Source organism: Streptomyces sp. NPDC046881, assembly GCF_040645015.1.
Taxonomy (GTDB): Bacteria; Actinomycetota; Actinomycetes; order Streptomycetales; family Streptomycetaceae; genus Streptomyces.
The window spans coordinates 1-25,840 of sequence record NZ_JBEYXJ010000033.1 but is presented as its reverse complement, the minus strand read 5'-3'; the positions used below and the strand labels follow the sequence as shown (position 1 = coordinate 25,840).

24 protein-coding genes and 1 riboswitch are annotated in these 25,840 nt (G+C 74.9%); of the genes, 15 read left to right on the top strand and 9 right to left on the bottom strand.

Annotated features, from left to right (window positions below):
* Positions 1-159: 159 nt before the first annotated feature.
* From ABZ923_RS18145 to ABZ923_RS18120, 6 genes are all read right to left on the bottom strand, one after another.
* Positions 160-855, bottom strand: coding sequence for a GntR family transcriptional regulator (locus ABZ923_RS18145; RefSeq protein ID WP_361472311.1), 696 nt, complete (start codon positions 853-855; stop codon positions 160-162).
* 23 nt (positions 856-878) lie between these two features.
* Positions 879-1,880 carry a proline racemase family protein gene (locus tag ABZ923_RS18140; protein WP_361472308.1) on the bottom strand — a complete coding sequence of 334 codons (1,002 nt, stop codon included), beginning with the start codon at positions 1,878-1,880 and terminating at the stop codon, positions 879-881.
* Positions 1,881-1,891: 11 nt separating this feature from the next.
* Entirely contained in the window at positions 1,892-2,788 is an 897-nt protein-coding gene (locus ABZ923_RS18135; RefSeq protein WP_361472305.1) for a dihydrodipicolinate synthase family protein, read from the bottom strand.
* Positions 2,789-2,984: 196 nt separating this feature from the next.
* Positions 2,985-4,400, bottom strand: a complete 1,416-nt coding sequence (locus ABZ923_RS18130; RefSeq protein WP_361472302.1) for an FAD-dependent oxidoreductase — start codon at positions 4,398-4,400, stop codon at positions 2,985-2,987.
* Complete coding sequence (locus ABZ923_RS18125) at positions 4,393-4,695, bottom strand: (2Fe-2S)-binding protein (protein ID WP_361472299.1); 303 nt, start codon at positions 4,693-4,695, stop codon at positions 4,393-4,395. Before ABZ923_RS18125 ends, ABZ923_RS18130 begins: the two co-directional genes overlap by 8 nt.
* Positions 4,692-5,852: an FAD-binding oxidoreductase gene (locus tag ABZ923_RS18120; RefSeq protein ID WP_361472296.1), complete on the bottom strand. Its 1,161-nt coding sequence runs from the start codon at positions 5,850-5,852 to the stop codon at positions 4,692-4,694. Before ABZ923_RS18120 ends, ABZ923_RS18125 begins: the two co-directional genes overlap by 4 nt.
* Positions 5,853-5,992: 140 nt before the next feature.
* Between ABZ923_RS18120 and ABZ923_RS18115 the strand changes: the two genes are divergently transcribed.
* The 10 genes from ABZ923_RS18115 to ABZ923_RS18070 all read left to right on the top strand — a co-directional run bounded on the left by ABZ923_RS18115 (position 5,993) and on the right by ABZ923_RS18070 (position 15,382).
* A complete protein-coding gene (locus tag ABZ923_RS18115; protein WP_361472293.1) occupies positions 5,993-6,115 on the top strand; it encodes a putative leader peptide in 123 nt (40 codons plus the stop codon).
* An 80-nt stretch (positions 6,116-6,195) separates the two neighbouring features.
* Positions 6,196-7,083: a glutathione S-transferase C-terminal domain-containing protein gene (locus ABZ923_RS18110; protein WP_361472290.1), complete on the top strand. Its 888-nt coding sequence runs from the start codon at positions 6,196-6,198 to the stop codon at positions 7,081-7,083.
* Between the two features lie 77 nt (positions 7,084-7,160).
* Positions 7,161-7,271: riboswitch (SAM riboswitch) on the top strand.
* Positions 7,272-7,625: 354 nt separating this feature from the next.
* On the top strand, positions 7,626-8,609 hold the full coding sequence (locus tag ABZ923_RS18105) for an amino acid ABC transporter permease (protein ID WP_361472288.1): 984 nt from the start codon (positions 7,626-7,628) through the stop codon (positions 8,607-8,609).
* Positions 8,606-9,397, top strand: coding sequence for an amino acid ABC transporter ATP-binding protein (locus tag ABZ923_RS18100; protein ID WP_361472285.1), 792 nt, complete (start codon positions 8,606-8,608; stop codon positions 9,395-9,397). The genes ABZ923_RS18105 and ABZ923_RS18100 overlap by 4 nt, the downstream gene beginning before the upstream one ends.
* A gap of 155 nt (positions 9,398-9,552) precedes the next feature.
* A complete protein-coding gene (locus tag ABZ923_RS18095; protein ID WP_361472282.1) occupies positions 9,553-10,572 on the top strand; it encodes an ABC transporter substrate-binding protein in 1,020 nt (339 codons plus the stop codon).
* A gap of 55 nt (positions 10,573-10,627) precedes the next feature.
* Entirely contained in the window at positions 10,628-11,437 is an 810-nt protein-coding gene (locus tag ABZ923_RS18090; protein ID WP_361472279.1) for a GNAT family N-acetyltransferase, read from the top strand.
* Positions 11,434-11,565: a putative leader peptide gene (locus tag ABZ923_RS18085; protein ID WP_361472276.1), complete on the top strand. Its 132-nt coding sequence runs from the start codon at positions 11,434-11,436 to the stop codon at positions 11,563-11,565. Before ABZ923_RS18090 ends, ABZ923_RS18085 begins: the two co-directional genes overlap by 4 nt.
* A gap of 133 nt (positions 11,566-11,698) precedes the next feature.
* Entirely contained in the window at positions 11,699-12,901 is a 1,203-nt protein-coding gene (locus ABZ923_RS18080) for an LLM class flavin-dependent oxidoreductase (RefSeq protein WP_361472273.1), read from the top strand.
* A gap of 25 nt (positions 12,902-12,926) precedes the next feature.
* Positions 12,927-14,303 (top strand): NtaA/DmoA family FMN-dependent monooxygenase, encoded by a 1,377-nt coding sequence (locus tag ABZ923_RS18075; RefSeq protein ID WP_361472270.1) that lies wholly within the window; start codon positions 12,927-12,929, stop codon positions 14,301-14,303.
* Positions 14,300-15,382 carry an LLM class flavin-dependent oxidoreductase gene (locus ABZ923_RS18070; protein ID WP_361472267.1) on the top strand — a complete coding sequence of 361 codons (1,083 nt, stop codon included), beginning with the start codon at positions 14,300-14,302 and terminating at the stop codon, positions 15,380-15,382. Before ABZ923_RS18075 ends, ABZ923_RS18070 begins: the two co-directional genes overlap by 4 nt.
* 13 nt (positions 15,383-15,395) lie before the next feature.
* On the opposite strand, the gene ABZ923_RS18065 is transcribed toward ABZ923_RS18070, so the two are convergent.
* Positions 15,396-15,929 carry an AAA family ATPase gene (locus ABZ923_RS18065; RefSeq protein ID WP_361472264.1) on the bottom strand — a complete coding sequence of 178 codons (534 nt, stop codon included), beginning with the start codon at positions 15,927-15,929 and terminating at the stop codon, positions 15,396-15,398.
* A 295-nt stretch (positions 15,930-16,224) separates the two neighbouring features.
* Here ABZ923_RS18065 and ABZ923_RS18060 point away from each other — a divergent pair, with 295 nt between their 5' ends.
* Positions 16,225-17,049, top strand: coding sequence for a TauD/TfdA family dioxygenase (locus ABZ923_RS18060; RefSeq protein ID WP_361472261.1), 825 nt, complete (start codon positions 16,225-16,227; stop codon positions 17,047-17,049).
* Positions 17,050-17,202: 153 nt separating this feature from the next.
* Here ABZ923_RS18060 and ABZ923_RS18055 read toward each other — a convergent pair whose 3' ends face one another.
* Positions 17,203-18,288 carry a M12 family metallopeptidase gene (locus tag ABZ923_RS18055; protein ID WP_361472258.1) on the bottom strand — a complete coding sequence of 362 codons (1,086 nt, stop codon included), beginning with the start codon at positions 18,286-18,288 and terminating at the stop codon, positions 17,203-17,205.
* Between the two features lie 94 nt (positions 18,289-18,382).
* Between ABZ923_RS18055 and ABZ923_RS18050 the strand changes: the two genes are divergently transcribed.
* Positions 18,383-20,101, top strand: coding sequence for a LuxR C-terminal-related transcriptional regulator (locus ABZ923_RS18050; RefSeq protein WP_361472255.1), 1,719 nt, complete (start codon positions 18,383-18,385; stop codon positions 20,099-20,101).
* 40 nt (positions 20,102-20,141) lie between these two features.
* Here ABZ923_RS18050 and ABZ923_RS18045 read toward each other — a convergent pair whose 3' ends face one another.
* A complete protein-coding gene (locus ABZ923_RS18045; RefSeq protein ID WP_361472252.1) occupies positions 20,142-22,748 on the bottom strand; it encodes a CHAT domain-containing tetratricopeptide repeat protein in 2,607 nt (868 codons plus the stop codon).
* Between the two features lie 85 nt (positions 22,749-22,833).
* On the opposite strand from ABZ923_RS18045, the gene ABZ923_RS18040 reads away from it, so the two are divergent.
* Genes ABZ923_RS18040 through ABZ923_RS18030 form a run of 3 tightly spaced genes read left to right on the top strand, consistent with a single transcriptional unit; the run spans position 22,834 to position 25,363 of the window.
* Entirely contained in the window at positions 22,834-24,258 is a 1,425-nt protein-coding gene (locus ABZ923_RS18040; RefSeq protein ID WP_361472250.1) for a S8/S53 family peptidase, read from the top strand.
* Positions 24,255-24,893, top strand: a complete 639-nt coding sequence (locus ABZ923_RS18035) for a sigma-70 family RNA polymerase sigma factor (RefSeq protein ID WP_361472247.1) — start codon at positions 24,255-24,257, stop codon at positions 24,891-24,893. The genes ABZ923_RS18040 and ABZ923_RS18035 overlap by 4 nt, the downstream gene beginning before the upstream one ends.
* Positions 24,890-25,363, top strand: a complete 474-nt coding sequence (locus ABZ923_RS18030) for a hypothetical protein (protein WP_361472244.1) — start codon at positions 24,890-24,892, stop codon at positions 25,361-25,363. Before ABZ923_RS18035 ends, ABZ923_RS18030 begins: the two co-directional genes overlap by 4 nt.
* Positions 25,364-25,840: the final 477 nt, after the last annotated feature.

Below are 25,840 nucleotides of genomic sequence, written 5' to 3'. Positions count from 1 at the left end.
CGCCGGGACGGGGCCATGGTCGGGGATGCGCCGTTCTGGCGCAAAATCGCCGTTTTTTGTCCCGTAGGGGCCGCCCGAGCATGAAAAATGCGTCGTGGTGGGGCCCCGGCGCCGTGAGATGTCCGGCGCCTCCCGTGCGGGTCCCGCGGGTGGCCGCGGTCAGTCCGTCGCCGCCCAGAGGCTGCGCACGTGCCCGAGATGCCGGGTCATGATCGCGTGCACGGCCTTCTCGTCGCGCTCCAGCAGGGCGTCCAGCAACTCCAGGTGCTCCTCGGCGGAGGCGAGCAGCCGGCCCGCCTCCACCAGCGCGGTCAGCCCGTACAGACGCGAGCGCTTGCGCAGGTCGGCCACGACCTCGACCAGGTGGGCGTTGCCGGCCAGGGCGAGCAGACCGAGGTGGAAGCGGGTGTCGGCCTCGACGTAGGCGATCAGGTCGCCCGCCACCGCCGCGGTGACGATCTCGCGGGCAGCCGGGCGCAGCGCCTCCAGCGAGACACGGTCGGCCGTGCGGGCCAGCGCCACCACGGTGGGGATCTCGATCAGCGCCCGGATGTGCGTGTACTCGTCCAGCTGCCGGTCGGAGACGACGGTGACCCGGAAGCCCTTGTTGGGCACGGTGTCGACCAGCCCCTCCTTGGCCAGGTCGAGCATGGCCTCCCGCACCGGTGTCGCCGAGACGCCGAACCGGGTGGCCAGCGAGGGCGCCGAGTAGACCTCGCCGGGCCGCAGCTCGCCCGCGATCAGCGCGGCGCGCAGGGCGTCCGCGACCCGCTCGCGGTAGCTGCTCCGCCGGCCGCCCAGCCGGGGGAGCGCGGGCATCTCGGTGTCCCGGGTGTTCTGTGCCATGTCACGCATCACCGGGGTGAGTGTAGAGGACGCTAGAGGACGAACCCCTCCGGGAAGGGGTCGGTCGGGTCCAGCAGGTACTGTGCGGTGCCCGTGATCCAGGCGCGGCCGGTGAAGCTGGGCAGCACGGCCGGCACCCCGGCGACCTCCGTGGCCCCCAGCAGCCGGCCGGTGAACCGGGTGCCGATGAAGGACTCGTTGACGAACTCGGTGTGCAGCGGGAGTTCACCGCGCGCGTGCAGCTGCGCCATGCGCGCGCTGGTGCCCGTGCCGCACGGGGAGCGGTCGAACCAGCCCGGGTGGATGACCATGGCGTGCCGGGAGTGCCGGGCCGTGGCGCCGGGCGCGTACAGGTGGACGTGGTGGCAGCCCCGGATCGACGGGTCCTCGGGGTGCACCGGCTCCGCCTGCGCGTTGATCGCAGCCATCAGCGACAGGCCGGCCGCCAGGATGTCGTCCTTGCGGGCGCGGTCGAAGGGCAGCCCGAACGCCTCCAGCGGCAGGATCGCGTAGAAGTTGCCGCCGTAGGCCAGGTCGTAGGTGACGGTACGGCCGTCCGGCAGGGTGATCTCGCGGTCCAGGCCGGCCGCGAACGACGGCACGTTCCTGAGCGTCACGTTCCGGGCGGCGCCGTTCTCCACCGCGACCTCGGCGACCACGAGTCCCGCCGGGGTATCGAGCCGGATGGTGGTCACCGGCTCGGTGACCTCCACCATGCCGGTCTCCACCAGCACCGTGGCCACCCCGATCGTGCCGTGCCCGCACATCGGCAGATAGCCGGAGACCTCGATGTAGAGGACGCCCCAGTCGCAGTCGGGGCGGGTCGGCGGCTGCAGGATCGCGCCGCTCATCGCGGAGTGGCCGCGCGGCTCGTTCATCAGCAACTGCTTGACGGCGTCGCGGTGTTCGCGGAACCACAGCCGCCGCTCGTTCATGGTCGCCCCCGGGACGGTGCCGATCCCGCCGGTGATCACGCGGGTCGGCATGCCCTCGGTGTGCGAGTCGACGGCGTGCAGGACGAGCTTGCTGCGCATGGGGAGGCTCCTTACGCGAGGCCGGCGGCGACGGCCTTCTCGGTGGCCGCGCGGACCGCGGCCTCCTGCTCGGGCGGCAGCGGGGCCCGCGGCGGGCGCACCGGGCCGCCGTACCGTCCGACGACGTCCATGGAGAGTTTGATCGCCTGGACGAACTCCGTCCGGGAGTCCCAGCGCAGCAGCGGGTGCAGCTGCCGGTACAGCGGGAGCGCGGTGGTGAGGTCCCCGGCGAGCGCGGCGCGGTACAGCTCCGCCGAGGCGCGCGGGAGGGCGTTGGGGTAGCCGGCCACCCAGCCCTTGGCGCCGGCCACCGCCAGCTCCAGGGTCACGTCGTCGGCGCCGATCAGCAGGTCCAGGTCGGGGGCGAGTTCGGCGATGCGGTAGGCGCGGCGGACGTCACCGGAGAACTCCTTGACGGCCTGCACGAGCCCCTCGCCGTGCAGCCGGGCGAGGAGCTCGGGCACCAGGTCGACCTTGGTGTCGATCGGGTTGTTGTACGCCACCACGGGCAGGCCCGCCCGCGCGACCTCCGCGTAGTGGGCGAGCACCGAGCGCTCGTCGGCACGGTAGGCGTTGGGCGGCAGCAGCATCACCGAGGCACAGCCCGCCTCGCCCGCCTGCTCGGCCCAGCGCCGGGCCTCCGCCGAGCCGTACGCGGAGACGCCCGGCATCACGCGCTCCCCGCCGACCGCGGCCACGGCGGTCTCCACCACCCGGGCCCGCTCCTCGGGGGTGAGCACCTGGTACTCGCCGAGCGAGCCGTTCGGTACGACTCCGTCGCAGCCGTTCGCGACGAGCCAGGCGCAGTGCTCGGCGTAGCGGTCATGGTCGACCGAGAGGTCGTCGCGCAGCGGGAGGGCGGTGGCGACGAGGATGCCGCGCCAGGGGCGGTGCTGCGGGTCGGTCATGGGGCTCTCCCAATCAGTAGGGTGTGACATGTTACTGACGCGCGGGGGGCCGGACTCTGCTCTGGCAGGGCCGGCCTGTCACTCTCCGGCGGGGCGGACCCGGTTCGGTCCGGCGGGGTGGAGTCAGTCCGTTTCCGGCGGGGCGGGCTCGGTCCGGTCCGGCAGGGTGTACTCGGTCCGGTTCGGCGGGGCTGAGTCAGTCCGGCAGGGCGGTCCCCGTCCGGTCCGGCAGGGTGGCCAGGACCCCGAGCGGTACCGGCCGGGCGAACGGCCGTCGGCCGGGGGTGAGCGGGCAGCCGGTCAGGCCGGCCACCGCGGGCGCGCACATCCTCCCCTGGCACCAGCCCATCCCTGCCCGGGTGAGCAGCTTCACGGTGCGCAGGTCGCCGGCGCCCAGCGTGCCGGCGGACGCGCGCACCTGCCCGGCGGTGACCTCCTCGCAGCGGCACACCACCGTGTCGTCCGGGACCCGGTCCGCCCAGCCCGCCGGCGGGGTGTACACCGCGTCCAGGGCCGTGGCGAACTCCCGCAGCCGGGTCCGGGCCCGGGCGGCGGCGGCCCAGCGGCGCGGGTCGGGGGCGGTGCCGTGCAGCCGGGCGGCGGCCGAGCGCCCGGCGATGTGCCCCTCGGCGAGCGCGAGCGCCGCGCCGCCGACCCCGGTGGCCTCCCCGGCTGCCCAGACACCGGGCACGTCGGTGCGCTGCTCCTCGTCGACCTGTACGGCGGAGCCGGACAGGGTGCAGCCGAGGGTCTCGGCGAGGTCGGTGTGCGGCAGCATGCCGTGGCCGACGGCGAGGGTGTCGCAGGCGATGCGGCGGGCGCTGCCGGGCCGGAGGCCGCCGTCCCGGTCGAGCGCGGCCACCGTCACCGCCTCCACCCGGTCGGTGCCGTGCGCCGCCACGACGGTGTGCCGGGCCAGTGTGCGCACCCCGTGCCGCAGCAGCCGGGCCGCGTATCCGGCGCCCTCGGCGAGTTTGCCGGGCTGCGCGGCCAGGGCGGGCGCCCGGCGCAGCAGCGCGGCCGGTCCGGCGGACTCGACCAGCGCGGCGACCCGGGCACCGGCCGCGGCGAGCCCGGTGGCCACCGGCAGCAGCAGCGGCCCGGTCCCGGCGACCACGGCCGTCCGGCCGGGCAGCACCAGGCCGCCCTTGAGCATGGCCTGCGCGCCGCCGGCCGTGACGACCCCGGGCAGTGTCCAGCCCGGGAAGGGCAGCACCTGTTCGTACCCGCCGGTGGCGAGCAGGACGGCGTCGGCGCGGACGGTGACGCCCTCCTCCTGCGCGGGGCCGAGCAGGGCGTGCACACAGAACGTTCCGGAGGCGGAGTCCCGCTCCACGCACCACACGTGATGGTCGGTCAGGTGCGTGACACGGCCGGCCTCGCGGTGCCGGTCCAGGGCGTCCCGAAGCCGCTCCCAGGTGCGCCACTGGTGGTGCAGGGCCTGCGGCCGGCGGGCGCCGAGGGCGGGGGCGGGCTGCCGGTAGAACTGGCCGCCGGCCTGCTCGGCCGCGTCGACCAGCAGCACCCGGACGCCTCGTGCGGCCGCCGCCAGTGCCCCGGCGAGGCCGGCCGGGCCCGCGCCGACGACGGCGAGTCGCGGTCGTTCAGTCATCGTCCCGGCCCGTCCCCTCCTGTGTGCGGATCTCGTCCCCCGGGCGCACCGGCACCAGACAAGCCCGTTGGCCGGGGCGGCCGTTGACGGTCACCAGGCAGTCGAAGCACACCCCGATCCCGCAGAACACCCCGCGGGGCCGGCCGGTGCCGCGCGTGCTGCGCCAGGCCGTCACGCCCGCCGCCCACAGGGCCGCCGCGACCGTCTGGCCCGGCAGCGCCGTCAGGGGCCGGCCGTCGAAGGTGACGGTGCAGGCCGCGCCCGGCCGGGCGCGGGTCTTCTCCAGCGGATTCACCGGACGTCGCCTCCCTCGGTGTGGAACCGCTCCGGCCGGAACGGTGTGGGATCCAGTCCGGGCGCCTTGCCGGTGATCGCCTGTGCGACCAACCACCCGGTGCCGGGCGCGAGTCCGATGCCCGCGCCCTCGTGCCCGCAGGCGTGGAACAGGCCGGGCGCCCGCGGGTCGGCGCCGACGGCCGGCAGGTGGTCGGGCAGGTACGGCCGGAAGCCCGCGTACGTCCGCAGGGCGCGGACCCGCTCCAGGAACGGGAACAGCCCGATCGCCCCGGCCGCCAGCGCCCGTACCGCGGGCAGCGACAGCGAGCGGTCGAAGCCCACCCGTTCGCGGGTGGCGCCGATCAGCACCGGACCGGCGGCCGTGCCCTCCACGACCGGCGAGGTGCGCAGCGCGGCCGAGTCGCTGGCCACGTCGGCCACGTAGTCCGCGGCGTACACCTTGTGCCGCACCATCCGCGGCAGCGGCTCGGTGACGAGCACGAAGCCGCGTCGCGGGAGCACCGGCAGCCGGACGCCGGCCAGCGCCGCGACCTCGCCGCCCCAGGTGCCGGCCGCGTTCACCACCGCCGGGGCGTGGATGTCGCCCCGGTCGGTGCGGACGCCGTACACCGTGCCGCCTGCCGTGCGCAGCACGCCGGTCACGGTCCGGCCGGTGTGCAGGGCGGCGCCGGACGCGCGGGCCAGGTGGGCGGCGGCCAGCGCGGGCATGACCTGCGCGTCCTGCGGGTAGTGCACCCCGCCGGTCATGCCGGGCGCCAGGTGCGGTTCCAGCTCGGCCAGTTGACGGGCGTCGACCGGTACGGCGGTGACGCCGGCGCCGGCCTGTCCCGCCGCGAACTCCCGGAGCGCGGCCAGGGTCCCGGGCGTCGGGGCGACCACGAGGCCGCCCTTGGGCTCGTACTCGAGAGCGGCGCCGTGCTCCTCGGCGAGCTCGGCCCACAACCGGGCCGACAGCAGGGCGAGTCCGAGTTCCGGACCCGGTTCCTTGTCGGAGACGAGCAGGTTGCCCTCGCCGGCGCCGGTGGTGCCGCCGGACACCGGGCCCCGGTCCACCAGCCGTACGTCGAGTCCGGCCCGTGCGGCGTACAGCGCGCAGGCCGCGCCCACTACTCCGGCCCCGACGACCACGACATCGCAGGTCAGTCGCTTCGTCACGCCAGTACTATGTCACATGTTTCTCCGCCTGAGGAGTCCCCGGCGCGGTCCCCGATTCCCAGGCGTGGACGCCCCCTTGACGTCGTACGGAGCCGGATTGACACTCCAGGGAGGGAATCCTAGTGAACAGGTAGGGAATCATGACGCGCCTCCGGACGGGTACCGGCTCCACGGGCCGGACGCCGTTGCGCGCCCCCCTGCTCACCTCCCGCCGCCACATCGACCTGCAGCGCGTCTGCAGCGCGATCAGCCGCCACCGCTGAGCCGGGCCCCACCCGCCCTCACCGGCCGGCCGCGTCCGCGCCGGCGCGCCCCTCCGCACGCCCACCACCCGGGGAGACCCATGTCCATCGCTCCGCTCGCCGCCGTCCCGTCCCCCCGCCGCACCGCGCCCCTCTTCCGGGAGCGGATCGGCCAGGACGCGCGCAGCGGCCACTACGCCGTGCCGCACCGCTACCGGCTCCATCTGTCCACCGCCTGCCCCGACGGGCTGCGCCTCGCCGTCGGCCACAGCCTGCTCGGCCTGGACGCGAGCTGTCCGGTCACCCTCCTGCCGCCCGTCCCGGACTGTCCCGGCGGCGGTCACTCGGCGCTGCGCCCGCTGTACGAGGCCAGCGCCCACCACTACACGGGCCCCGCGCTCGCGCCCGTGCTGAGCGACGACTGGTCCGGACGCATCGTCAGCACCCACACCCCCGACATCCTGCGCGACCTGGACCGGTTCGGGCCGCAGGACCGGGCCCGCCTGTACCCCTCCGGGCTGGAGTCCGTGATCGAGGCCGTCGAGCGGATGTGCGCCGCGGGCATCGAGGAGGCCGCGCAGCGCGCCGGCCGGGCCGGCGCCGACCCGGCCGAGCGGGCCGCCGCCCTCGACACGCTGCTCGACACCCTGGGCCGGCTGGAACGACGGCTGGACGCGGAGGAGTACCTGGCCGACGACCGGCTCACCGCCGCCGACGTCGAACTGTGGGTGACCCTGGTGCAGCTCGACACCGTCCACCGCTGCCACCTCGACGCCTCCGCGGTGCACCGCATCGCCGGCCACCGCGCCCTGTGGGCCTACGCCCGCCGCCTGGCCGCGCGTCCCGCGTTCGGCCGCCACCTCGACCTCGACGGCATCGCCCGCCGCCACCACGGCCGCTGCCAGGGCCTGGAGGCCGCCGGAGCAGCCGTCCAGATCCTGGACTGGGCGGGCCACGCCGCGGACGCCCCAGACGCTTCTCGCAGGTGAGAGCGGCCTCCCGATGTCCATGTGGCGGACGGCCGTTGACATTCGAACGGGCAACTGCCTTACTTACGGCTCAGAACGGTCATGAGCGTCAGCGCCAAGCCCTGGCTCGCTGACCGGCAACCCTCGCATCGCGGTGGGGTGCCCCAGGTGACGACCGGACCGGACGACGTTTTCGGTAAGCGCGAGGCCCCACGGGGCCCGGAACAGTGACAGGTGACGCCATGTACGCAGCTCCCAGGACGGCCGCGAGCCGCCCCCAGGGCTGCGTACCGTCGTACGCCGGTCTCCTCGTCGCCGACCGGGCCGTCGATCTGCTCCGCGTGAACAGCGCACTGTGTACCGCACCGGGCTCTGCCCGCTGTCGGGGCTGACGCCTCCTCCCAGCCCCCGCGTTCCCGCCGCACACCCACCGCCCGGTGTGCCGTTGCCCGCCCAGCCCCCGGTTCCGCGCTCGCCCGTGCGCCGCCTCGTGCCCCCGTGCCGACGCGGCACACGCCCGCCCGTGCGCGGCCCCGGGGTGTCCGACTCCGCCGGAGCCCGCCATGAGCGAACCCCCAGGCGCCGCCGTCTCGACAGCCGAGCCGCCGGTACAAGCCGACACCCCGTCAGAACACCTCACCGCCCAGCGGGTCCAGCCGCTGCGCCGGCCCGGCCGGTGGATGGTCACCGCCGTCGTCCTCGTGCTCGTCGCGCAGATCCTGCACGGACTGGTCACCAACCCCTTCTACCAGTGGGACCGCTTCCGCTACTGGTTCCTGCGCCCGACCGTCCTCGACGGCCTCCTCGTCACCCTCGAAGTCGCCGCGCTCAGCGCGGTGCTGGGCCTCCTCGGCGGGATCCTGCTGGCCGTAGCCCGGCTCTCCGGAAGCCCGGTGCTGCGCGCGGTCAGCTGGACCTACACCTGGCTGTTCCGTTCCGTACCGCTGATCGTGGTGCTGATCTTCCTGTACAACTTCAGCGCCCTGTACAAGACGCTGAGCCTCGGGGTGCCCTTCGGCCCCGCCTTCGTCACCTTCGACGAGTCGCGGCTGGCCACCGACATGACGATCGCCGTCATCGGGCTCAGCCTCAACGAGGCGGCGTACGCGGCCGAAGTGGTCCGCGGCGGCATCCTCTCCGTCGACCAGGGGCAGCACGAGGCGGCCGCCGCGCTCGGCCTGCCCAAGGGCTACCAGTTCCGCCGGATCGTCTTCCCGCAGGCCCTGCGGTCCATCACCCCGAACTACGTCAACCAGCTGATCGGCCTCATCAAGAGCACGTCCCTGGTGTTCTACGTGTCCTTGCTCGACCTGTTCGGCGCCGTGCAGTCGATGGGCAGCACCTATCCCGGTGACGTCGTGCCGCTGCTGATGGTCGCCACCGTCTGGTACCTGATCCTGACCAGCGCCGTGTCCGTCGTCCAGTTCTACGTCGAGCGGTACTACGCCCGGGGCGCCACGCGCACCCTGCCGCCGACGCCGCTGCAGAAAGCCCGGGCCGGCCTGGCCGGGCTGCGCGCCCGGCTGCGCAGGGAGGCCGCCGTATGACCACCGCACCCGTGCTCGCGAAGCCCGCACCCGCCGCACTCGAGGTCCGCGGCGTCCACAAGTGGTACGGCGCCCACCGCGTCCTCGACGGCATCGACCTGACCGTCCGCCCCGGCGAGGTCACGGTGATCATCGGACCGTCCGGTTCCGGCAAGTCCACGCTGCTCAGGGTGGTCAACCACCTGGAGAAGCCCGAGATCGGCCACGTCAGCGTGGGCGGCGAGCTGATCGGGGTGAAGCGGCACGGGGGGCGGCTGAAGGAACTGAGCGAGCGCGCCCTCCTCGCCCAGCGCAGCCGAATCGGCTTCGTCTTCCAGAACTTCAACCTCTTCCCGCACCTGACCGTGCTGGACAACGTCGCCGCCGCTCCCGTCGCCACCGGCAGGCTGGCCAGGGCGGCGGCCCGGGACCTCGCCCGCGAACTGCTCGGCCGCGTGGGCCTCGCCGACAAGGCGGGCGCCTACCCGCGGCAGCTGTCCGGCGGCCAGCAGCAGCGCGTCGCCATCGCCCGCGCCCTCGCCCTGCGGCCCGGGATCATCCTCTTCGACGAGCCGACCTCGGCGCTCGACCCCGAACTCGTCGGCGAGGTGCTGGCCGTCATCAAGGACCTGGCGACCAGCGGCACCACCCTCCTCATCGTCACCCACGAAATCGGCTTCGCCCGCGAGGTCGCCGACCGGGTCGTCTTCATCGACGGCGGCCGGATCGTCGAACAGGGCCCGCCCGGCCAGGTGCTGGACCGGCCCCGGCACGAACGGACCCGGGACTTCCTCGGCAAGGTGCTCTGACCGCCCCCGAGCCGCCTCCCTGACCGTCCGCCTGCCGGCGCACATCCGTACCGCGACCCCCGGACCCCCGGACTCCCGGACCCCCGGACTCCCGCACGTCCCGAACCCTCGAACCTGCCCAAACCTCCCGGACCTTCCGAACGACAAGGACAGCCATGCCCAGCCAGTTCTCCCGACGCAGCCTGGTACGCGGCCTCACCGCGGCGACCGTGACCCTCTCCCTGGCCGGCGGGCTCGCCGCCTGCGGCGGAGACAGCGACGCGGCCACCACCACCGACACGGCCGGCACGGTGACCGTGGGCCGGCTGTCCAACGGCGCCGCCACCGAGACCGGGCTGAAGGTCTCCGAGGTGAAGTCGATCAGCGCCCACCTGCCCGCCTCGGTCCGCAAGAGCGGCAAGCTCGTCATCGGCGTCGGAGGCCTGCCCTCGGGATCCGCGCCGCTGGACTTCGTGGGCAGCGACCAGAAGACCCTCACCGGCTCCGAGCCCGACCTCGGCCGCCTGGTGGCCGCGGTGCTCGGCCTCAAGCCCGAGATCAGGAACTCCACCTGGGAGAACCTCTTCGTCGGCGTCGACAGCGGCAAGGTCGACGTGGCCTTCTCCAACGTCACCGTCACCGAGGAGCGCAAGAAGAAGTACGAGTTCGCCTCCTACCGCAAGGACAACCTGGCCTTCGAGGTGCTGAAGAAGAACTCCTGGAACTTCGACGGCGACTACGAGAACCTCGCCGGGAAGACGGTCACCGTGGGCGCCGGCACCAACCAGGAGAAGATCCTCCTGGAGTGGAAGACCAAGCTGGCCAAGGAGGGCAAGAAGCTCACCGTCAAGTACTTCCCGGACCAGAACGCCATCAACCTGGCGCTGAACAGCGGCAAGATCGACGCCTACTTCGGGCCCAACCCCACGATCTCCTACCGTGCCCGGCAGACCGCGAACACCCCCAACCCGACCCGCAACGCGGGCACCTTCTCCGGTGCCGGCGCGACGCTCCAGGGGCTGATCGCCGCCACCGCCAAGAAGGACAGCGGGCTCGCCGAGCCGCTCGCCGAAGCCCTGAACTACCTGATCGAGCACGGGCAGTACGGCAAGTGGCTGGCCGCGTACAACCTCTCCAACGAGTCCGTGGCGAAGTCGGAGGTCAACCCGCCCGGGCTGCCGCTCACCAACTCCTGACGATCCGTCACGCGACCGGCCCGGCCCCCCGACCCGCAGAGAGGACTCCGCTTCCGTGGCCCACCCGACCGACGTCCGCGGAAGCGGAGTCCCGCTCCTGCCGGGTGTCTCCGCCCTGGACAACGCCGTCTGGGCCGCCCTCGACGGTCCGCACGCCCACCTCGCCGACCGGCACGGCCGGGCGGCCCGCTACCGGCCGCAGACGTACGCCTTCGCGGCGCTCGCCGACCCGGCGGACCCGGCGGCCTGGGTCGACCTGCACACGCTCGTCGGACCGGGAACCACCGTACGGGTCAAGCCCGTCGAGCGGGTCCCCGACGGGTGGGAGGTGCTCGGCGAGGGCGAGGGCGTCCAGCTCGTCGACACCGCGCTGCGGGCCGAACCGGCCCCGGAGGCCGTGCGCCTGGGCCCCGACGACGTCCCCGAGATCCTCGACCTGGTCGCCCGCACCCGGCCGGGCCCGTTCCTGCGGCGGACCGTCGGGATGGGCACCTACCTCGGCATCCGGCACCAGGGCAGGCTGGTCGCCATGGCGGGGGAGCGGCTGCGGCTGCCCGGCTGGACCGAGATCAGCGCCGTGTGCACGGACCCCGCCCACCGCGGCAGGGGCCTGGCGACCCGGCTGGTGCGCGCGGTCGCGGCGGGCGTCCGGGACCGCGGGGACACCCCGTTCCTGCACGCCGCCGCCGGCAACACACCCGCGATCCGGCTGTACGAGTCCCTCGGCTTCACCCTGCGCCGCCGCTCCCGCATCGTGCAGGTGCGCAGCCCGGGAACAACCGGCGCCGGCCGGGCGTTGGGTGTCATGACGAGATCCGCCGGGCGGACGCCGGTCCGGCCCGCCGCGGCCGACGGAGGGAGGTGACGGCCGTGACCCGAGTGCCCCCGCAGGCACGCCCGCCGCGCGCCCCGCACCCGTACCGCTCCGTCCGTCTGCACTCCCGGCCGCACATAGACCTCCAGCGCGTGTCCGCCGCGCTCTGTCGCCACTGACCTTTCCCCCAGGGCCGCTTCCCGCCCCGGGTCCCCCTCCGCCGCGCTCGCACGTGGCCGCCGCCGCCCGCACCGGTCGCCGCCGGCACCGCGAGCCGGTGTTTCTCGTACGGACATCAAGGAAGGCACCGACGTGTCCTCGACCTCCCCCGCCCCCCTGCACCTCGCCGCCGCCCTGGACGGCACCGGCTGGCACCCCGCGTCCTGGCGCGAGCCGGTCGCCCGCCCCCGGGACCTGTTCACCGCCGGCTACTGGGCCGACCTGATCACCGAGGCCGAACGCGGCCTGCTCGACTTCGTCACCCTGGAGGACGACCTCGGCCCGCAGTCCTCCCGGCTCCTCGCGCCCGACGAGCGCACCGACCAGGTCCGCGGCCGGCTCGACGCGGTCCTCATCGCCTCCCGCGTCGCCCCGCTCACCCGGCACATAGGCCTGGTCCCGACCGTGGTGGCCACGCACACCGAGCCGTTCCACATCTCCAAGGCGATCGCCACCCTCGACTACGTCAGCACCGGACGCGCGGGCCTGCGCGTGCGGACCACCTTCCGCCCGGACGAGGCCGCGCACTTCGGCCGGCGCACCATCCCCCGGATCGACGGCTTCGACGCCCCCGAGGCGCGGGAGCTGATCACCGAACTGTTCGACGAGGCCGCCGACTACGCGGAGGTGGTCCGCCGGCTCTGGGACAGCTGGGAGGACGACGCCGAGATCCGGGACGCGGCGACCGGCCGCTTCATCGACCGGGACAAGCTGCACTACATCGACTTCGAGGGCCGCTTCTTCAGCGTCAAGGGCCCCTCCATCACGCCGCGCCCGCCGCAGGGCCAGCCGCTCGTCACCGCGCTCGCCCACCAGACGGTCCCGTACCGGCTGGTGGCCCGCCAGGCCGACGTCGGCTACGTCACCCCCCGGGACACGGACGAGGCCCGGGCGATCGTCGCCGAGATCCGCGCCGAGCAGGAGGCGGCGGGCCGCGCCGACGACACCGTGCACGTCTTCGGCGACCTCGTCGTCCTCCTGGACGACAGCCGGGCCGAGGCGGAGGGCCGCCGCGACCGTCTCGACACGCTCGCGGGGGAGCCGTACACCAGCGACGCCCGGATCTTCACCGGCACGGCCGTGGAACTGGCCGACCTGCTGGAGGAGTTGGCGGAAGGCGGGCTGACCGGCTTCCGGCTGCGGCCCGCGGTCGCCGGCCACGACCTGCCCCGGATCACCCGGGACCTGGTGCCCGAGCTGCAGCGCCGCCACCGCTTCCGGGACGCCTACGAGGCCGGCACCCTGCGCGGCCTCCTCGGCCTCGCCCGCCCCGCCAACCGCTACGCAGCAGCCTGAACGCCGGAGAGGACGACCGTACGCCATGAGCAAGCCGCTGAAGCAGATCCACCTGGCCGCCCACTTCCCCGGGGTCAACAACACCACCGTGTGGAGCGACCCGGCCGCCGGCAGCCACATCGAGTTCAGCTCCTTCGCCCACTTCGCGCGGACCGCCGAACGCGCCAAGTTCGACTTCCTGTTCCTCGCCGAGGGACTGCGGCTGCGCGAACAGGGCGGGCAGATCTACGACCTCGACGTGGTCGGCCGCCCCGACACCTTCACGGTGCTGGCCGCGCTGGCCGCCGTCACCGACCGGCTCGGCCTGACCGGCACCATCAACTCCACCTTCAACGAACCGTACGAGGTGGCCCGCCAGTTCGCCAGCCTCGACCACCTCTCCGGCGGCCGGTCCGCGTGGAACGTGGTCACCTCCTGGGACGCCTTCACCGGCGAGAACTTCCGGCGCGGCGGCTTCCTGCCGCAGGAGGAGCGCTACTCCCGCGCCAAGGAGTTCCTCGCCACCGCCCACGAGCTGTTCGACTCCTGGCACGGCGACGAGATCCTCGCCGACCAGGCCACCGGCACCTTCCTCCGGGACGCCCGGGCCGGCGCCTTCGTGCACCGGGGGCAGCACTTCGACATCCACGGCCGGTTCAACGTCCCGCGCTCCCCGCAGGGCCGGCCGGTCGTCTTCCAGGCCGGCGACTCGGAGGAGGGCCGCGAGTTCGCCGCCTCCAGCGCCGACGCCATCTTCAGCCGGTACTCCACGCTGAAGGAGGGCCAGGCCTTCTACAAGGACGTCAAGTCCCGTCTCGCCGCGTACGGCCGCCGCCCCGACCAGCTGCTCATCCTGCCCGCCGCCACCTTCGTCCTCGGCGACACCGACCAGGAGGCCGCCGAACTGGCCCGGGAGGTCCGCCGGCAGCAGGTCAGCGGCGCCACCGCCATCAAGCACCTGGAGTTCGTCTGGAACCGTGACCTGTCGGCGTACGACCCGGAGGGCCCGCTGCCCGACGTCGACCCGGTGGTCGCCGAGGAGCACATCTCGCGGGGCCGCGCCCAGGTGCGGATGTACCGGGACCCGGTCGCCATCGCCCGCGAGTGGCGGCAGCTCGCCGAGGCCAACAAGTGGTCCATCCGCGACCTGGTCATCAACACCGGCAACCGGCAGACGTTCATCGGCTCCCCGGCCACCGTCGCGCAGACCATCAACGACTTCGTGCAGGCCGACGCCTCCGACGGCTTCATCCTCGTCCCGCACATCACCCCCGGCGGACTCGACCCGTTCGCCGACAAGGTGGTCCCGCTCCTGCAGGAGCAGGGCGTCTTCCGCGCCGACTACGAGGGCACCACCCTGCGCGACCACCTCGGCCTCGCCCACCCCGACGAGGCCGGCGCGGCCGACCGGGCCGCTTCGTGAGGTTCCTCGCGATCACGCTGATCGTGCACCGGCCGGACCCGTTCACCGGTGTCCCGAAGCCGGCGCACGACCGGTTCCGCGAGGTCCTGGACAACGCGGTGCTGGCGGAGGAACTGGGCTTCGACGGGTTCGGCGTGGGGGAGCGGCACGAGCGGCCGTTCCTCTCCTCCGCGCCGACGGTGGTACTCGGCCATGTCGCCGCGCTCACCCGCCGCATCCGCCTCTTCACCGCCGTCACCACGCTCAGCCTGCTCGACCCGGTCCGGGCCTACGAGGACTACGCCACCCTGGACCACCTCTCCGACGGCCGGCTCGACCTGATCATCGGCAAGGGCAACGGATCCGCCCAGCGCGAGCTGTTCCACGTCACCCCCGAGGACCAGTGGGACCGCAACGCGGAGAGCTACGAGGTGTTCCGGCGGCTGTGGCGGCAGGACCGGGTGACCGCGGACACCCGCTTCCGGCCGCCGCTGAGGGACGCCGAGGTGTGGCCGCGGCCGTACCAGCAGCCGGTCCGTGTCTGGCACGGCAGCGCCACCAGCAAGGAGTCCGTCGACCTCGCCGCCCGCTACGGCGACCCGCTGTTCTCGGCGAACGTCACCCACCCGATCGAGCCGTACGCCGGGCTGATCCGCCACTACCGGGAACGCTGGGAGCACTACGGCCACGACCCGGCGGACCTCGCGGTGGGCGCGGGCTCGGCCGGACTGTGCGTGGCCCGCACCTCCCAGGAGGCGCTGGAGGCGTACCGCCCGGTCTTCGAGAGCAACCTGGCCCACCAGAGATCGGCGGGCCTGCCCGTGGTCTTCGAGACCCTGGAGGACTTCGTGGCGCGCAGCTCGGCCCTGATCGGCAGCCCCGAGCAGGTCGTCGACAAGGTGCACCGCTACCACGAGCAGTTCGGGCACACCGTGCTGCACGTGGCGGCGGACGCCGGCGGCCTGCCCGCCGCCCGGCACCGGGACTCGCTGGAGCTGTTCCAGTCGGCGGTCGCGCCGGTGCTGCGCCGGCACATCCCGGACCCACCCTTCCCCTGGGCCCCGGTCCTGCCCCGCCAGGAGCCCTCGCGGAGGGGATGAGGAGCGGTCCCCCTCATCCGTCGCGGCGACGGGCCCGGAGGTCCGCCGCCGGTGCCAGCGCCGCCAGCAGCGGGGCCAGCGCCTCCTCGGGGGGCCGGCCCGCGGTGTCGACGACGACGTGCGCACGGTTCCACGGCTCGTACCGCCGGCCGGTCACCTCCGCCCACCCGGGCAGCGGCAGCCCGGGCACGTCCACCGTCCGGGTGCGCACACGGCGCCGGTGCTCCGCCCGGTCCGAGCAGACCACCTCCGCCTCCACCACGGGCACGCCGGCCCGAACGGCGGTGCCGCGCCAGGCGTCACGGGTGACGGCCAGCGGGTTCACCGACTCGGCGATCACCCTCAGGCCCTGCCGCAGCTGCTCCTCGGCCAGGGCGTAGCCGACGACGTACCCGGCCGGCCCCACCGGATGCCCGGCCACCCCGGCGCGGACCAGGGCCTGCTCGATCGTGTCGACCCGCAGGTGGACCGCGCCCGTACGGGCCGCGAGCAGACGCGCGAGCGTCGTCTTGCCCGTGGCGGGGAGGCCTCCGAGGACGATGAGCATGCCGTCATCGTGCCCCGGGAGAGCGCGGGCGGCCGGGACGCGCGCGAATGTTCACGCGAGTGCAACGGTGGAGGCTGGCCCCGGGCCGGGGCGCCTGCCTACCGTGGTGGGGTGACCACCCCGGCGTTGTTCCGCAGACTGCACCCGGATCCGGCGCGTACCGCCGCGTCCGTCTGTCGCCACGCCTGACTTCTCCCCGTCACCCCGGACCCGCTGGGAGTTCCGAGCCGCCCGCTCCTCCTTGCATGCCCTCCCGGGGTGTTCCGTCCGCACGGCGTTTCCCAAGGAGATGGGCATGACCACTGTCACGAGCCATGAGACGCACCTCGCCCTCCACCCGGCCGGGCCGCGCTTCGGCGCCGAGGTGACCGGTGTCGACCTGACCCGCCCGGTCGACGAGGCCACCGCCGGCGCACTGCGCCGGGCCTTCCGCGAGCACAAGGTGCTGGTCTTCCGCGACCAGCACCTGACGCCCGGACAGCACGTGGAGGCCGTACGGCTGTTCGCCGAACCCTTCGACCACCCCACCGCCGTACGGCACCCCGACCACGCGCTGGTCTACCCGTACAACGTGCGGCAGACCGGCAAGGCCAGCACCTGGCACATCGGCGGCCTGTGGCGCAGCCCGGCCTTCGCCATCGAGTCGCTCACCTACGACGAGGTGCCCGACCTGGGCGGGCACACCCTGTGGGCGGACCTGCAGGCCGCCTACGACGACCTGTCCGAGCCGTTCAAGGCGCTGCTGGCCGGCGTCGGCGCGGTCTACGACGGCAACCCGGAGAACTACGCGCAGGGCAGCAGGAAGACCGGGATCGGCGAGACGACCGTCGAGCACCCCGTCGTCCTGGCGCACCCGCTCACCGGGCGCAAGGGGCTCTTCCTCAGCTCCTCCGCCCTCGGGCTCACCGGCGTCACCCCGCAGGAGGGCCGTGCCCTGCTCGACCACCTGCTGCGGCACGCCTCCTCGCCCGACTACACGATCCGCTTCGGCTGGCGCCCCGGTGACTTCGTCCTCTGGGACAACCAGGCCACCTGGCACTACGCCGTCGACGACTACGGCGACGGCGCCCGCGTGTACCGCAAGGTCATCGGGGTGGAGCCGCTGCGCACCGCTGACTGATCAGCGCTGGAGGAGTGCTCCGCGGGCCCGGACCGCCCCCTGGAGGCGGGCGGTTGACACACCGGTGCGGGCATGGACGTCACCTCCCCCGTGGGTGACGTCCATGCCCGTTCCCCCGGCGCCGGCCCGTGGCCCGCCGTCGTCCGTGTGCCGTCACCAGCACATGACCGCCGTCTCCCCCGACCCCCACGTGGAGTACAGGCGGACCCGGACGACGTAGCGGCGGCCCTTGACGAGCCGGACGCGGACGGCGGCGTTCTCCGGTGTGCCGCCGTCGTCGTGGCCCGCGAGGAAGCGCGGTTCCCCGTCGCGCTCCTCGAAGACCACCAGTACGGTGTCGGCGTCGCCGAAGGTGCCCACGGTGTACTCGCGGGTCTCCGGCGGCTCGACGGTGAAATCGGCCTGCCCGCCCGGCCCGAGACCGAGCGGCGCCGACCGGAACGGCACCAGCGCGGCCGGCCCGGTGGGACCGGTGGGCGGGTACCAGCGCAGCACGAACTCCTTGTCCGCCGGGGACGGCGTGCCGGGCGGACGCAGCCCCCCGCGGTACTGCTCCGGCTCCAGCACCAGCCCCGGCCCGATCGGCAGGGTCATCACCGACTGCGGGTCCCACACCGAGCCGCCCGCCTCGCAGGCGTCCAGCTGGCCCAGCACGTTCCGGTACGCCGTCTCCCGGCTGAAGAAGTTCGGCGGGCCCGCCAGCTCGGCGTACACGGCCTCGTCGTCCCAGTGCAGCCCGGCGAACGGACTCTGGTGCTCGTGCACCATGCCGAGCGCGTGCCCGATCTGGTGCAGGACGGTCCCGCGCTCCCCGGGCGCGGTCACGTCCCAGCCGAGGTTCATGGTGCGCTCGCCCCGGCCCACCGACAGCGCGTCCCGGCCCACCGCCGACCAGGACCCGGCACCGGCCTGGAACCCGATCCGCAGCTCCGCCTCGCAGCGGTCGCCGACCTCGGCGAAGTCGACGCCGATGCCGAGGTCCCGCCACTCGCCGAAGCACGAGCGGACCACGTCCCGCTGCTCCTCGCCGCCCGCCCACGGCACCCGGCGCAGCTCCCCGGTCCCGGGGACCGGGATGACCGAGGCGTCGGTGCGGGCGTCCAGGAAGCAGTAGTGCAGGACCGTGCCGTCGACCCACATCCGCCGCCCGGCGAGCAGCGCGCCCAGCCGCTCGGCCGTCAGCCCCGGGGCGAACGCCGGGGCCGGCTGCCGCGGAAGCGAGCAGAGGCGTCGGGTCATGCGGCCAGCGTGCCGCCCGCCCCGCCCGGACGCCTGAGTCGGGGGCTACTCAAGTCGCCCTGTATCAAACCTGAGTACGCGCGCTCTGGATGATGTGAGGACCTACGAACAGGACGCCAAGACCCTGGAGCTGCCCTGGCCGTTCACCGGCCGGGCGGACGAACTGGAGCTGGTGCGCGGTGCGCTGACCGCCGGCCGGCCCGGCATCGTGGTGACCGGCCCGGCGGGCCGCGGCAAGACCCGGCTGATCACGGAGGCCGTCCGGGGCACGGACCACGCCCGGGTGACCAGCACGCCCGAGGCCCGGGACCTGCCCCTCGCGGCGTTCGCGCACCTGCTCCCCGACACCGTCTCGCTGCACCGCGCGGTCCGCGATCTGTCCGGCGTACGTCTCCTCGTCGTGGACGACGCCCAGCTGCTGGACGAGACCTCCGCCGCCCTGGTCCACCAGCTGGCCGTGCAGGGCCGCACCCGCCTGGTCGTGGCCGCGGCGGACGGCCCGCCCGCGCCCGCGGCGGTCTCCCGGCTGTGGACCGGGGAACTGCTGCCCCGGCTGCCCCTCGACCCGCTGTCCCGCGAGGACACCGCCCAGCTGCTGGCCGGCGCCGGGCTGGAACCGCTCACCGTGCGCCGGCTGCACCAGGCCTGCCGGGGCGACCTGCGGCTGCTGCGCGACCTGGTGACCGCGCTCGCCGGGTCCGGCCGGCTGACGCCCGTCGCGGGCACCGGCGAGCGGGCCTGGCGGGGCGCCCTGCCGGTCACCCCGGCCGTCCGTGAGCGGCTCGCCCCCGCCCTGGAGCGGTCCGGGCCCGGCGAACGCGACGTCCTGGAGCGCCTCGCGTTCGCCGAACCCCTGCCGCTGCCGGCGGACGAGCTGGACCTGACCGCCCTCGAACACCTGGAGGCGGACGGCCTGATCGACGTCGGCGAACACGGCGCCGTCACCCTCGCCCACCCCCTGCACGGCCCCGCCCTGCGCGCCTCGGCCGGCCGGCTGCGGTCCCGGCGGCTCGGCCGTACGCCCTTCGCCCACGGTCCCGCGCTGGCCGCCGAACAGCGCACGCTGGTCCGGCGGATGGAACGGCTCGACGTCCGGCCCGTGCCGACGCCGGTGGGGGAGTGGCTGCTGGCGGAGGGCGGCCCGCTGCCCGCCGGGTACGCCGCCGTCCGCGCCCGGTACGCCCGGCTGCGGGGCGAACTGCGGGAGGCGGCGGCCTGGGCCCGGGAAGGGCTGCGGGAGTCGGCGTCGGACAGCGGATGCCTGACGGAACTCGCGCTCGCTGAAGGAGAGTTGGGTGAGGTGACCGACCCGGACGGCGTCCACGCGCTCTACGACGCCGTACGCCTCGGCGAGCCCGGGCCGGCGGTCGCGCGGCTGCCGGCCGGGAGCGTGTTCGCCCGCCACGCGGACGCGCTCGCGCGCAGGGACGGGGCCGCGCTGGACCGGGCCGCGCAGGCGCTGGCCGAGCGGGGCTTCCTGCTGTACGCGGCCGAGGCCCACGCGCAGGCCGTACGGGTGCACCGGGACCCGCGGGCCGCGCGGCTGTCCCGTACCCGGGCCGTCGCCCTGGCCCGGCGCTGCCAGGGGGCGCGTACGCCCGCGCTGGCCGGGCTGGTCCTCGGCGAACTCACCGCGCGGCAGCGGCAGATCGTCACGCTGGCCGCGGCGGGACTGAGCAACCGCGAGATCGCCGAGCGGCTGACGCTGTCCGTACGGACGGTGGGCAACCACCTGTACAGCGCGTACACCCGGCTCGGCACGGGGGACCGGGACGCGTTGCCCTGGCTGGTGGAGGTGCCGGAGACGGCATAGGGGGGCGTGGGGGGCGGCTCGTGGTGGTGCGCGTGTTCTCTTACGCCGCGCCGAACGCCGCGAACGCCCAGCCCGTCGCCTGGTGGACCGCGTCGCCGGGCAGGGCCGCGCGGGCGTCGCGCAGGGCCTCGGCCAGCGAGAGACCCGCCCCGAGGCCCTTGTGCAGCGACAGCATCAGCGGCACCACCGCCGCGTCGTTGACCGGAGCGCTGCTCGCCACCACCCCGGCCGTGCCCAGCGGCAGCAACGCCGTGACCAGGCCGAGGAGTTCGTCGGCGCCGACCGAGGCGAGGCGGGCGGTGTCACAGCTGGAGAGGATGATCCGGTACGGGCTGCGGGCCAGGCGCTCGAAGTCGTGGACGATCAGCGGGCCGTCGGCCATCCGGAGGGCGGAGAACAGCGGGCTGTCGGCGCGGAACGTGCCGTGCGCCGCGAGGTGGGCGAGGCACGCGCCGTCGAGTTCCGCCAGCACCCGCGGCACCTGCGTGGCCTCGCCCTCCAGGAGGGTCGCCGCGCCGTACCGGTCCGCCAGTTCGGACACCTCCGCGCCGCCCGTCGCCAGGCCGGGGCCGCGCACCAGTACCGGCCGGCCGCCGTCCGGCGGCGGCGCCGTCTCCCGGGCGCGCAGCCAGCTGCCCGCCGACGGCGACACGCTCAGCACCCGCTCCCGCAGCGCGGGCAGCAGCGCCCACGGCACCCGGTGCAGCGCGCCCGGCGGCACGATCACCACCGGGCCGGAACCGAGATGCGGCACCGCCCCGGCCAGCAGCAGCTCCTGCAGACGCCGGCCGGCGGCCTCCACGAGCGGCAGCCGGGCCTCGGCCCCGGGGTGCGCGAGCCGGCGCAGCCCCGCCTGCACGTGCTCGGCCTCGGCCGCCGCCTCCGCCAGCGAACCACCCGCGAACCGCCGCACCCTGCCCTGTCCGCACAGCAGGACGTGCACCCGGCCGTCCACCACGGCCAGCTCCACCAGCCGCCCGTCGCCGAGCCGGTCCAGCAGCCGGCCCACGTCGAGCCGGTCGCCCGCGTCGGCCGCGGCCCCGCCCATGTGCCGGGTGCGCGAGCGGACCTCCCGTTCCAGGCGCCGCTGCTCGCGCTCCAGCGCCGGCACCGGGCGGCCCCCCATCCGGGCGGCCTCCGCGCGGGCCGCGATCTCCCGGTAGGCGGTCAGCCCGCTCAGCAGCGCCGGATCGTCGGGCGGCCGGGCCGGCGGCGCCGACAGCACGGTCGCCCGCCACCGCTCGCTCCACCCCAGCAGGCGGCGCGGACCGCCCTGCGCGAGACTCACCTCCTGCGCCAGCGCGGCCAGTTCGGCACCCTGCGCGGTCGCGTGGGCACGCAGCTCCGAGGCGCCCAGCGTCATCCGGTGGTCGTCCAGCACGTCCAGACCGCGCCGGCACGCCTCCAGCACCCCGCGCCGGGAACCGGCCGCCCGCGCCCGCAGCGCCTGTGCCACCCAGCCCGTCATCCGGGCCGTGGGCGGCCCGCCGTGCCGGCTGCGCGCGGCCACCGCCAGGTGCCGTTCCGCGTCCGCCGTCCAGCCCAGCGCCAGCGCGATCCGGCCCGCGAGCAGCGACGCCTCCGGTGCGGCGGGCGAACCGAAGGAGGCCAGCCGCTCGGCGACCGCCGCCGCGTCCGCGACCATCCGCCCCGACCGCCGCCCGGCCGCCACCCGCGCCTCCAGCAGCACCAGCCGGGCGTGCGTCTCCCACCAGGTCCGGCGCTGCGCCGCGAACAGCCGTACGGCGACGGCGGCGCGGGCTATCGCGGTGTGCGCGTCCCCCGCCGACCGGGCGGCCCACGAGGCGGCGAGCAGCAGCTCGGCCTTGCGGGTGGACTGGCCGCCGATCCGGTCCAGCAGCGCGATCGCCGCGTCCGCCTCGGCCAGCGCCTCCGGGGCGAGTCCCGCCGCCATCAGCACCTCGCAGCGCCGGATCGACAGGTTGTACGTGGGCGTGCCCAGCTTGGCGTAGCGCTCCTCGGCCTCGTCCAGCAGCCGTAGCGCCGCCGGGATGTCCCCGGACCGGAACGCGGCCAGCCCCCGGCTCTCCACCGCGTCCGCCTTGTCGTGCTCCTGGCCGGTGGTGTCCCACAGCCGTTCCGCCGCCGTGAAGTCCGCGACGGCCCGGTCCACCGCGCCCAGCGCCAGATGCACGGTGGCCCGCAGGGTCAGCGCCCGCGCCGTCCAGATGTCGTCGGCGACCTGCCGCAGGACGGGCAGGGCCCGCCGTACGTCCTCCAGGGCCTCCCGGTGACGTCCCAGCACCCACCACACGTAGGCCCGCCGGTACAGCACCCGGGCCCGGGTGTGACCGCTGCCCCGGGCGACCCCCCGCTCGAAGGACGCGAGCCCCTGCCGTGTGCGCCCCGCGTGCACCAGTGCGACCCCCAGCGTGGCCAGCACATCGGCCTCGCGGTCCGCCGACTCGGCGCGCGCGGCCAGGTCCCGGGCCCGCCGCAGGTGCCGCAGCGCGATCCGCAGGTCGCCGAAGTCCCGCTGCCAGATGCCGAGGACCTGGTGGGCGACGCTGGCGTGGACCGGCGACGGAGCGGCGCGCAGCACGTGTTCGGCGCGTGCCCGGGCCTCGCCGGGATCGGCGAACACCAAGGGCAGCAGTTCGAGAACCGACTCGCTTCCCGCTGTCACGTCTCGCATGGTAGTGGCCTGCTGTATCAGACGGTGACCCCACGACTCTCACTGTCGGACACCGTCTTGAGGGGGAGGACACCACATGGCACCACACCGTTTCCACGAGCAGTTCGAGCACATCCAGCGCTCGCTGCCGGACGTACCCCTGACCATGGGGCCGGACGACTCGGCCGGATTCCTGTACGAGAAGGGCGTCGTCCTGGTCCGGGACGGCGAGGAGGCCCGGTTCGTCGAGGACGCCGTGCGCACCCACTTCACCGACACCCAGGGGCTCGTCCCCGACCACGTGCGCCGCGTCGGCCCGCAGGCCGGCCGTACCGGCGTCACCCGGATCCGGGTCGGCGACCCGGCCGGGGGCGAGGACACCGTGCCGCACGCGCTGCGCGCCGTGCGGGAGGCCGAGGCCCGGCAGGGCCGCCGGCTGGCCGGCCGCAACCACGTGGTGCACATCGCGGTCAACGCCTGCCCCGGCGACGAGCCGGTGCCCGTCCCGCGCACCGAGCCCGCCAACCCGGGCGTGGCCGAGGCCGGTTACGACCCGGCCACCGCGGTCGGCGTGCTGGTGGTCGACACCGGTCTGGTGCACGACCACCGCTCCTACCCGCTGCTCGCCCACACCACGGGCGACGCCCAGCTGACCGAGACCGACGGCGACGGCGTGCTCCACCAGTACGTCGGCCACGGCACGTTCATCGCCGGGATCCTCGCGGCCGTCGCGCCCAACACCGACATCACCGTGCGGGGCACCCTCAACGACGCCGGTGCCGTGCTGGAGTCCGAGTTCGGCGCGCTGCTCTTCGAGGCCGTCGACCGGGACGGCTGGCCGGACATCATCAGCCTCTCCGCGGGCACCCCGAGCGCCGACACCGACGGACTGATCGGTCTGGACGGGTTCATGCGGGAACTGCGCGACCGGCGCACGCTGCTGGTGGCCGCCGCCGGCAACAACGGCAGCGACACCCCGTTCTGGCCCGCCGCCTACGCCGCCCTGCCCGAGTACGCCGACTGCGTGCTGTCGGTCGGTGCCCTGCGCGCGGACGGCGAGGCCGGGGCCTGCTTCACCAACCACGGGCCGTGGGTGCGCGTCCACGCCCCGGGCGAGCGCCTCACCAGCGCCCTCACCGGCTTCACCACGCCCGTGCCGTACGTCTACCAGCACTCCACCTACGACACCTGCCGGTTCGGCGCCGACTACCCGTGCACCTGCCGGTACCCGCGCCACACCGGTGTGCTGAGCGAGGGCCGGGAGAGCACCGGCGGCAAGCCGGACCAGGTGATGTTCGACGGTCTCGCGCAGTGGAGCGGCACCTCCTTCGCCGCACCGGTGGCCGCGGGGCTCGTCGCCGCCCGGATGTCGGCGTACCGGGAGCGCGACCCGCGGGCGGCCGGCGCGGGGCTGCTGGCGGCCACCACCGAACGGGCGGAGGTGCGCGGGGCGCACGTGCCGGCGCTCCGGCCGCCCACCTGGCGCCCCGTCCCGTTCGCGGTCCCGGCCGTGCCCGCATGAGGTCCGGAACGCTCCGCTCCGCGGCGTACGATGACAGGCCGCACACAAGGGGTGGAGCCGTGGACCGAGCAGAGGTCGGCGCGTTGGTCCAGTCTGCCGTCGACGGGGACGCCGCGGCCTGGAAGGCGCTGGTGGAGGGGATGAGTCCGCTGGTGTGGTCGGTGGTGCGCGCGCACCGGCTGTCGGACGCCGACGGACACGAGGTCTTCCAGACCACGTGGTTCCGCTTCGCCCAGTACCTGGGCCGTATACGGGAACCCGACAAGGCCGGTGCCTGGCTGGCCAGTACGGCCCGGCACGAGTGCCTGAAGGTGCTCAAGGGGCTCGCCCGGCTGACCCTGACCGACGATCCGCGGGTGCTCGACCGGGCCAGCGAGGAGCGGACGCCCGAGGAGTCGCTGATCGACTCGGAGGAGGCGGCGGACCGGGCCGAGCGGGTCCGCCGGCTCTGGCAGGAGCTGGACGGACTGGGCGAGCGCTGCCGGCAGCTGCTGCGCGTGCTGATGGCCTCGCCGCCGCCCAGCTACGGGGAGATCTCGGCCGCGCTCGGTATCGCGGTCGGCAGTATCGGTCCGCTGCGCCAGCGCTGCCTGCGCCGGCTGCGGGCCCGGATGAACGCACGGGGTGCGGTGTGAAGGGCGACGACGGCAGGCCCGAGGGGCCGGAGGAGTTCGCGGACGGGCTGCTGGAGGAGGAGCTGCGCCAGGCGGCCGCCGTGCTGGACCCGGTCCCGGCCGAGCTGGTGCAGGCGGCCCTGGACGCGTTCGCGCTGCACGACCTGGACGCCCGGCTCGCCGAGCTGTCCTTCGACTCGCTCGTGGACGCGCTGCCGGTCAGGGGCGTCCCGGACGCGCCGCGGATGCTGACGTTCCGCGCGGGCGAGGTGACCGTCGACGTGGAGGTCACCGAGGACGGCCTGATCGGTCAGGTGCTGCCGCCGCAGCCGGCCCGGATCGAGGTCCTCGGCGGCCCGCAGACCACCCGCGCCCCGCTCACCGCGGACCCCCTCGGCCGGTTCACCAGCACCACCCCGCCGTCCGGCCCCTTCGCCCTGCGACTGCGGACCGGCGCGGAGGTGATCGTCACGGAGTGGCTACGGGCGTGACCCACGGACCGGCACCGCGGTGATCGTCACGCGCCTCAGCACCGGGCCGGCGGCCCTCGACGGGGGGTGCCCGGTCCGTCCGGCCCTGCGCCGCGGACCGGCGCCCAGGTGATCGTCGTGGAGCGGCTCGGGGTCTGACCGGGCCCACGGGGCTGTCGGCGCGGTGGCGGGGCGGTTCGGGCCCGGGCCGGGCGGGGTCGCCCGGTTTCGTCCGGCCTGTCCGCCCTCCGGCCGCGGACCGGCGCCCAGATGATCGTCGTGGAGTGGCTCGGGGTCTGACCGAGCCCACGGGGGCTGTCGGCGCGGTGACGGGGCGGTTCGGGCCCGGGCTGGGCGGGCCGTCTGGTCTCGTCCGGCCTGTCCGCGCTGGGGTCGCGGACCTGCGCCCAGGTGATCGTCGTGGAGCGGCTCGGGGTCTGACCGGGCCCACGGGGCTGTCGGCGCGGTGGCGGGGCGGTTCGGGCCTGGGCCGGGCGG

Coding starts and splice junctions, on each gene's coding strand:
- ABZ923_RS18060 (WP_361472261.1), top strand. CDS start 16,225: ATGACCACTGTCACGAGCCATGAGACGCACCTCGCCCTCCACCCGGCC.
- ABZ923_RS18055 (WP_361472258.1), bottom strand. CDS start 18,288: ATGACCCGACGCCTCTGCTCGCTTCCGCGGCAGCCGGCCCCGGCGTTC.
- ABZ923_RS18145 (WP_361472311.1), bottom strand. CDS start 855: ATGCGTGACATGGCACAGAACACCCGGGACACCGAGATGCCCGCGCTC.
- ABZ923_RS18135 (WP_361472305.1), bottom strand. CDS start 2,788: ATGACCGACCCGCAGCACCGCCCCTGGCGCGGCATCCTCGTCGCCACC.
- ABZ923_RS18065 (WP_361472264.1), bottom strand. CDS start 15,929: ATGCTCATCGTCCTCGGAGGCCTCCCCGCCACGGGCAAGACGACGCTC.
- ABZ923_RS18130 (WP_361472302.1), bottom strand. CDS start 4,400: ATGACTGAACGACCGCGACTCGCCGTCGTCGGCGCGGGCCCGGCCGGC.
- ABZ923_RS18100 (WP_361472285.1), top strand. CDS start 8,606: ATGACCACCGCACCCGTGCTCGCGAAGCCCGCACCCGCCGCACTCGAG.
- ABZ923_RS18105 (WP_361472288.1), top strand. CDS start 7,626: ATGAGCGAACCCCCAGGCGCCGCCGTCTCGACAGCCGAGCCGCCGGTA.
- ABZ923_RS18095 (WP_361472282.1), top strand. CDS start 9,553: ATGCCCAGCCAGTTCTCCCGACGCAGCCTGGTACGCGGCCTCACCGCG.
- ABZ923_RS18040 (WP_361472250.1), top strand. CDS start 22,834: ATGGCACCACACCGTTTCCACGAGCAGTTCGAGCACATCCAGCGCTCG.
- ABZ923_RS18115 (WP_361472293.1), top strand. CDS start 5,993: ATGACGCGCCTCCGGACGGGTACCGGCTCCACGGGCCGGACGCCGTTG.
- ABZ923_RS18035 (WP_361472247.1), top strand. CDS start 24,255: ATGAGGTCCGGAACGCTCCGCTCCGCGGCGTACGATGACAGGCCGCAC.
- ABZ923_RS18110 (WP_361472290.1), top strand. CDS start 6,196: ATGTCCATCGCTCCGCTCGCCGCCGTCCCGTCCCCCCGCCGCACCGCG.
- ABZ923_RS18075 (WP_361472270.1), top strand. CDS start 12,927: ATGAGCAAGCCGCTGAAGCAGATCCACCTGGCCGCCCACTTCCCCGGG.
- ABZ923_RS18140 (WP_361472308.1), bottom strand. CDS start 1,880: ATGCGCAGCAAGCTCGTCCTGCACGCCGTCGACTCGCACACCGAGGGC.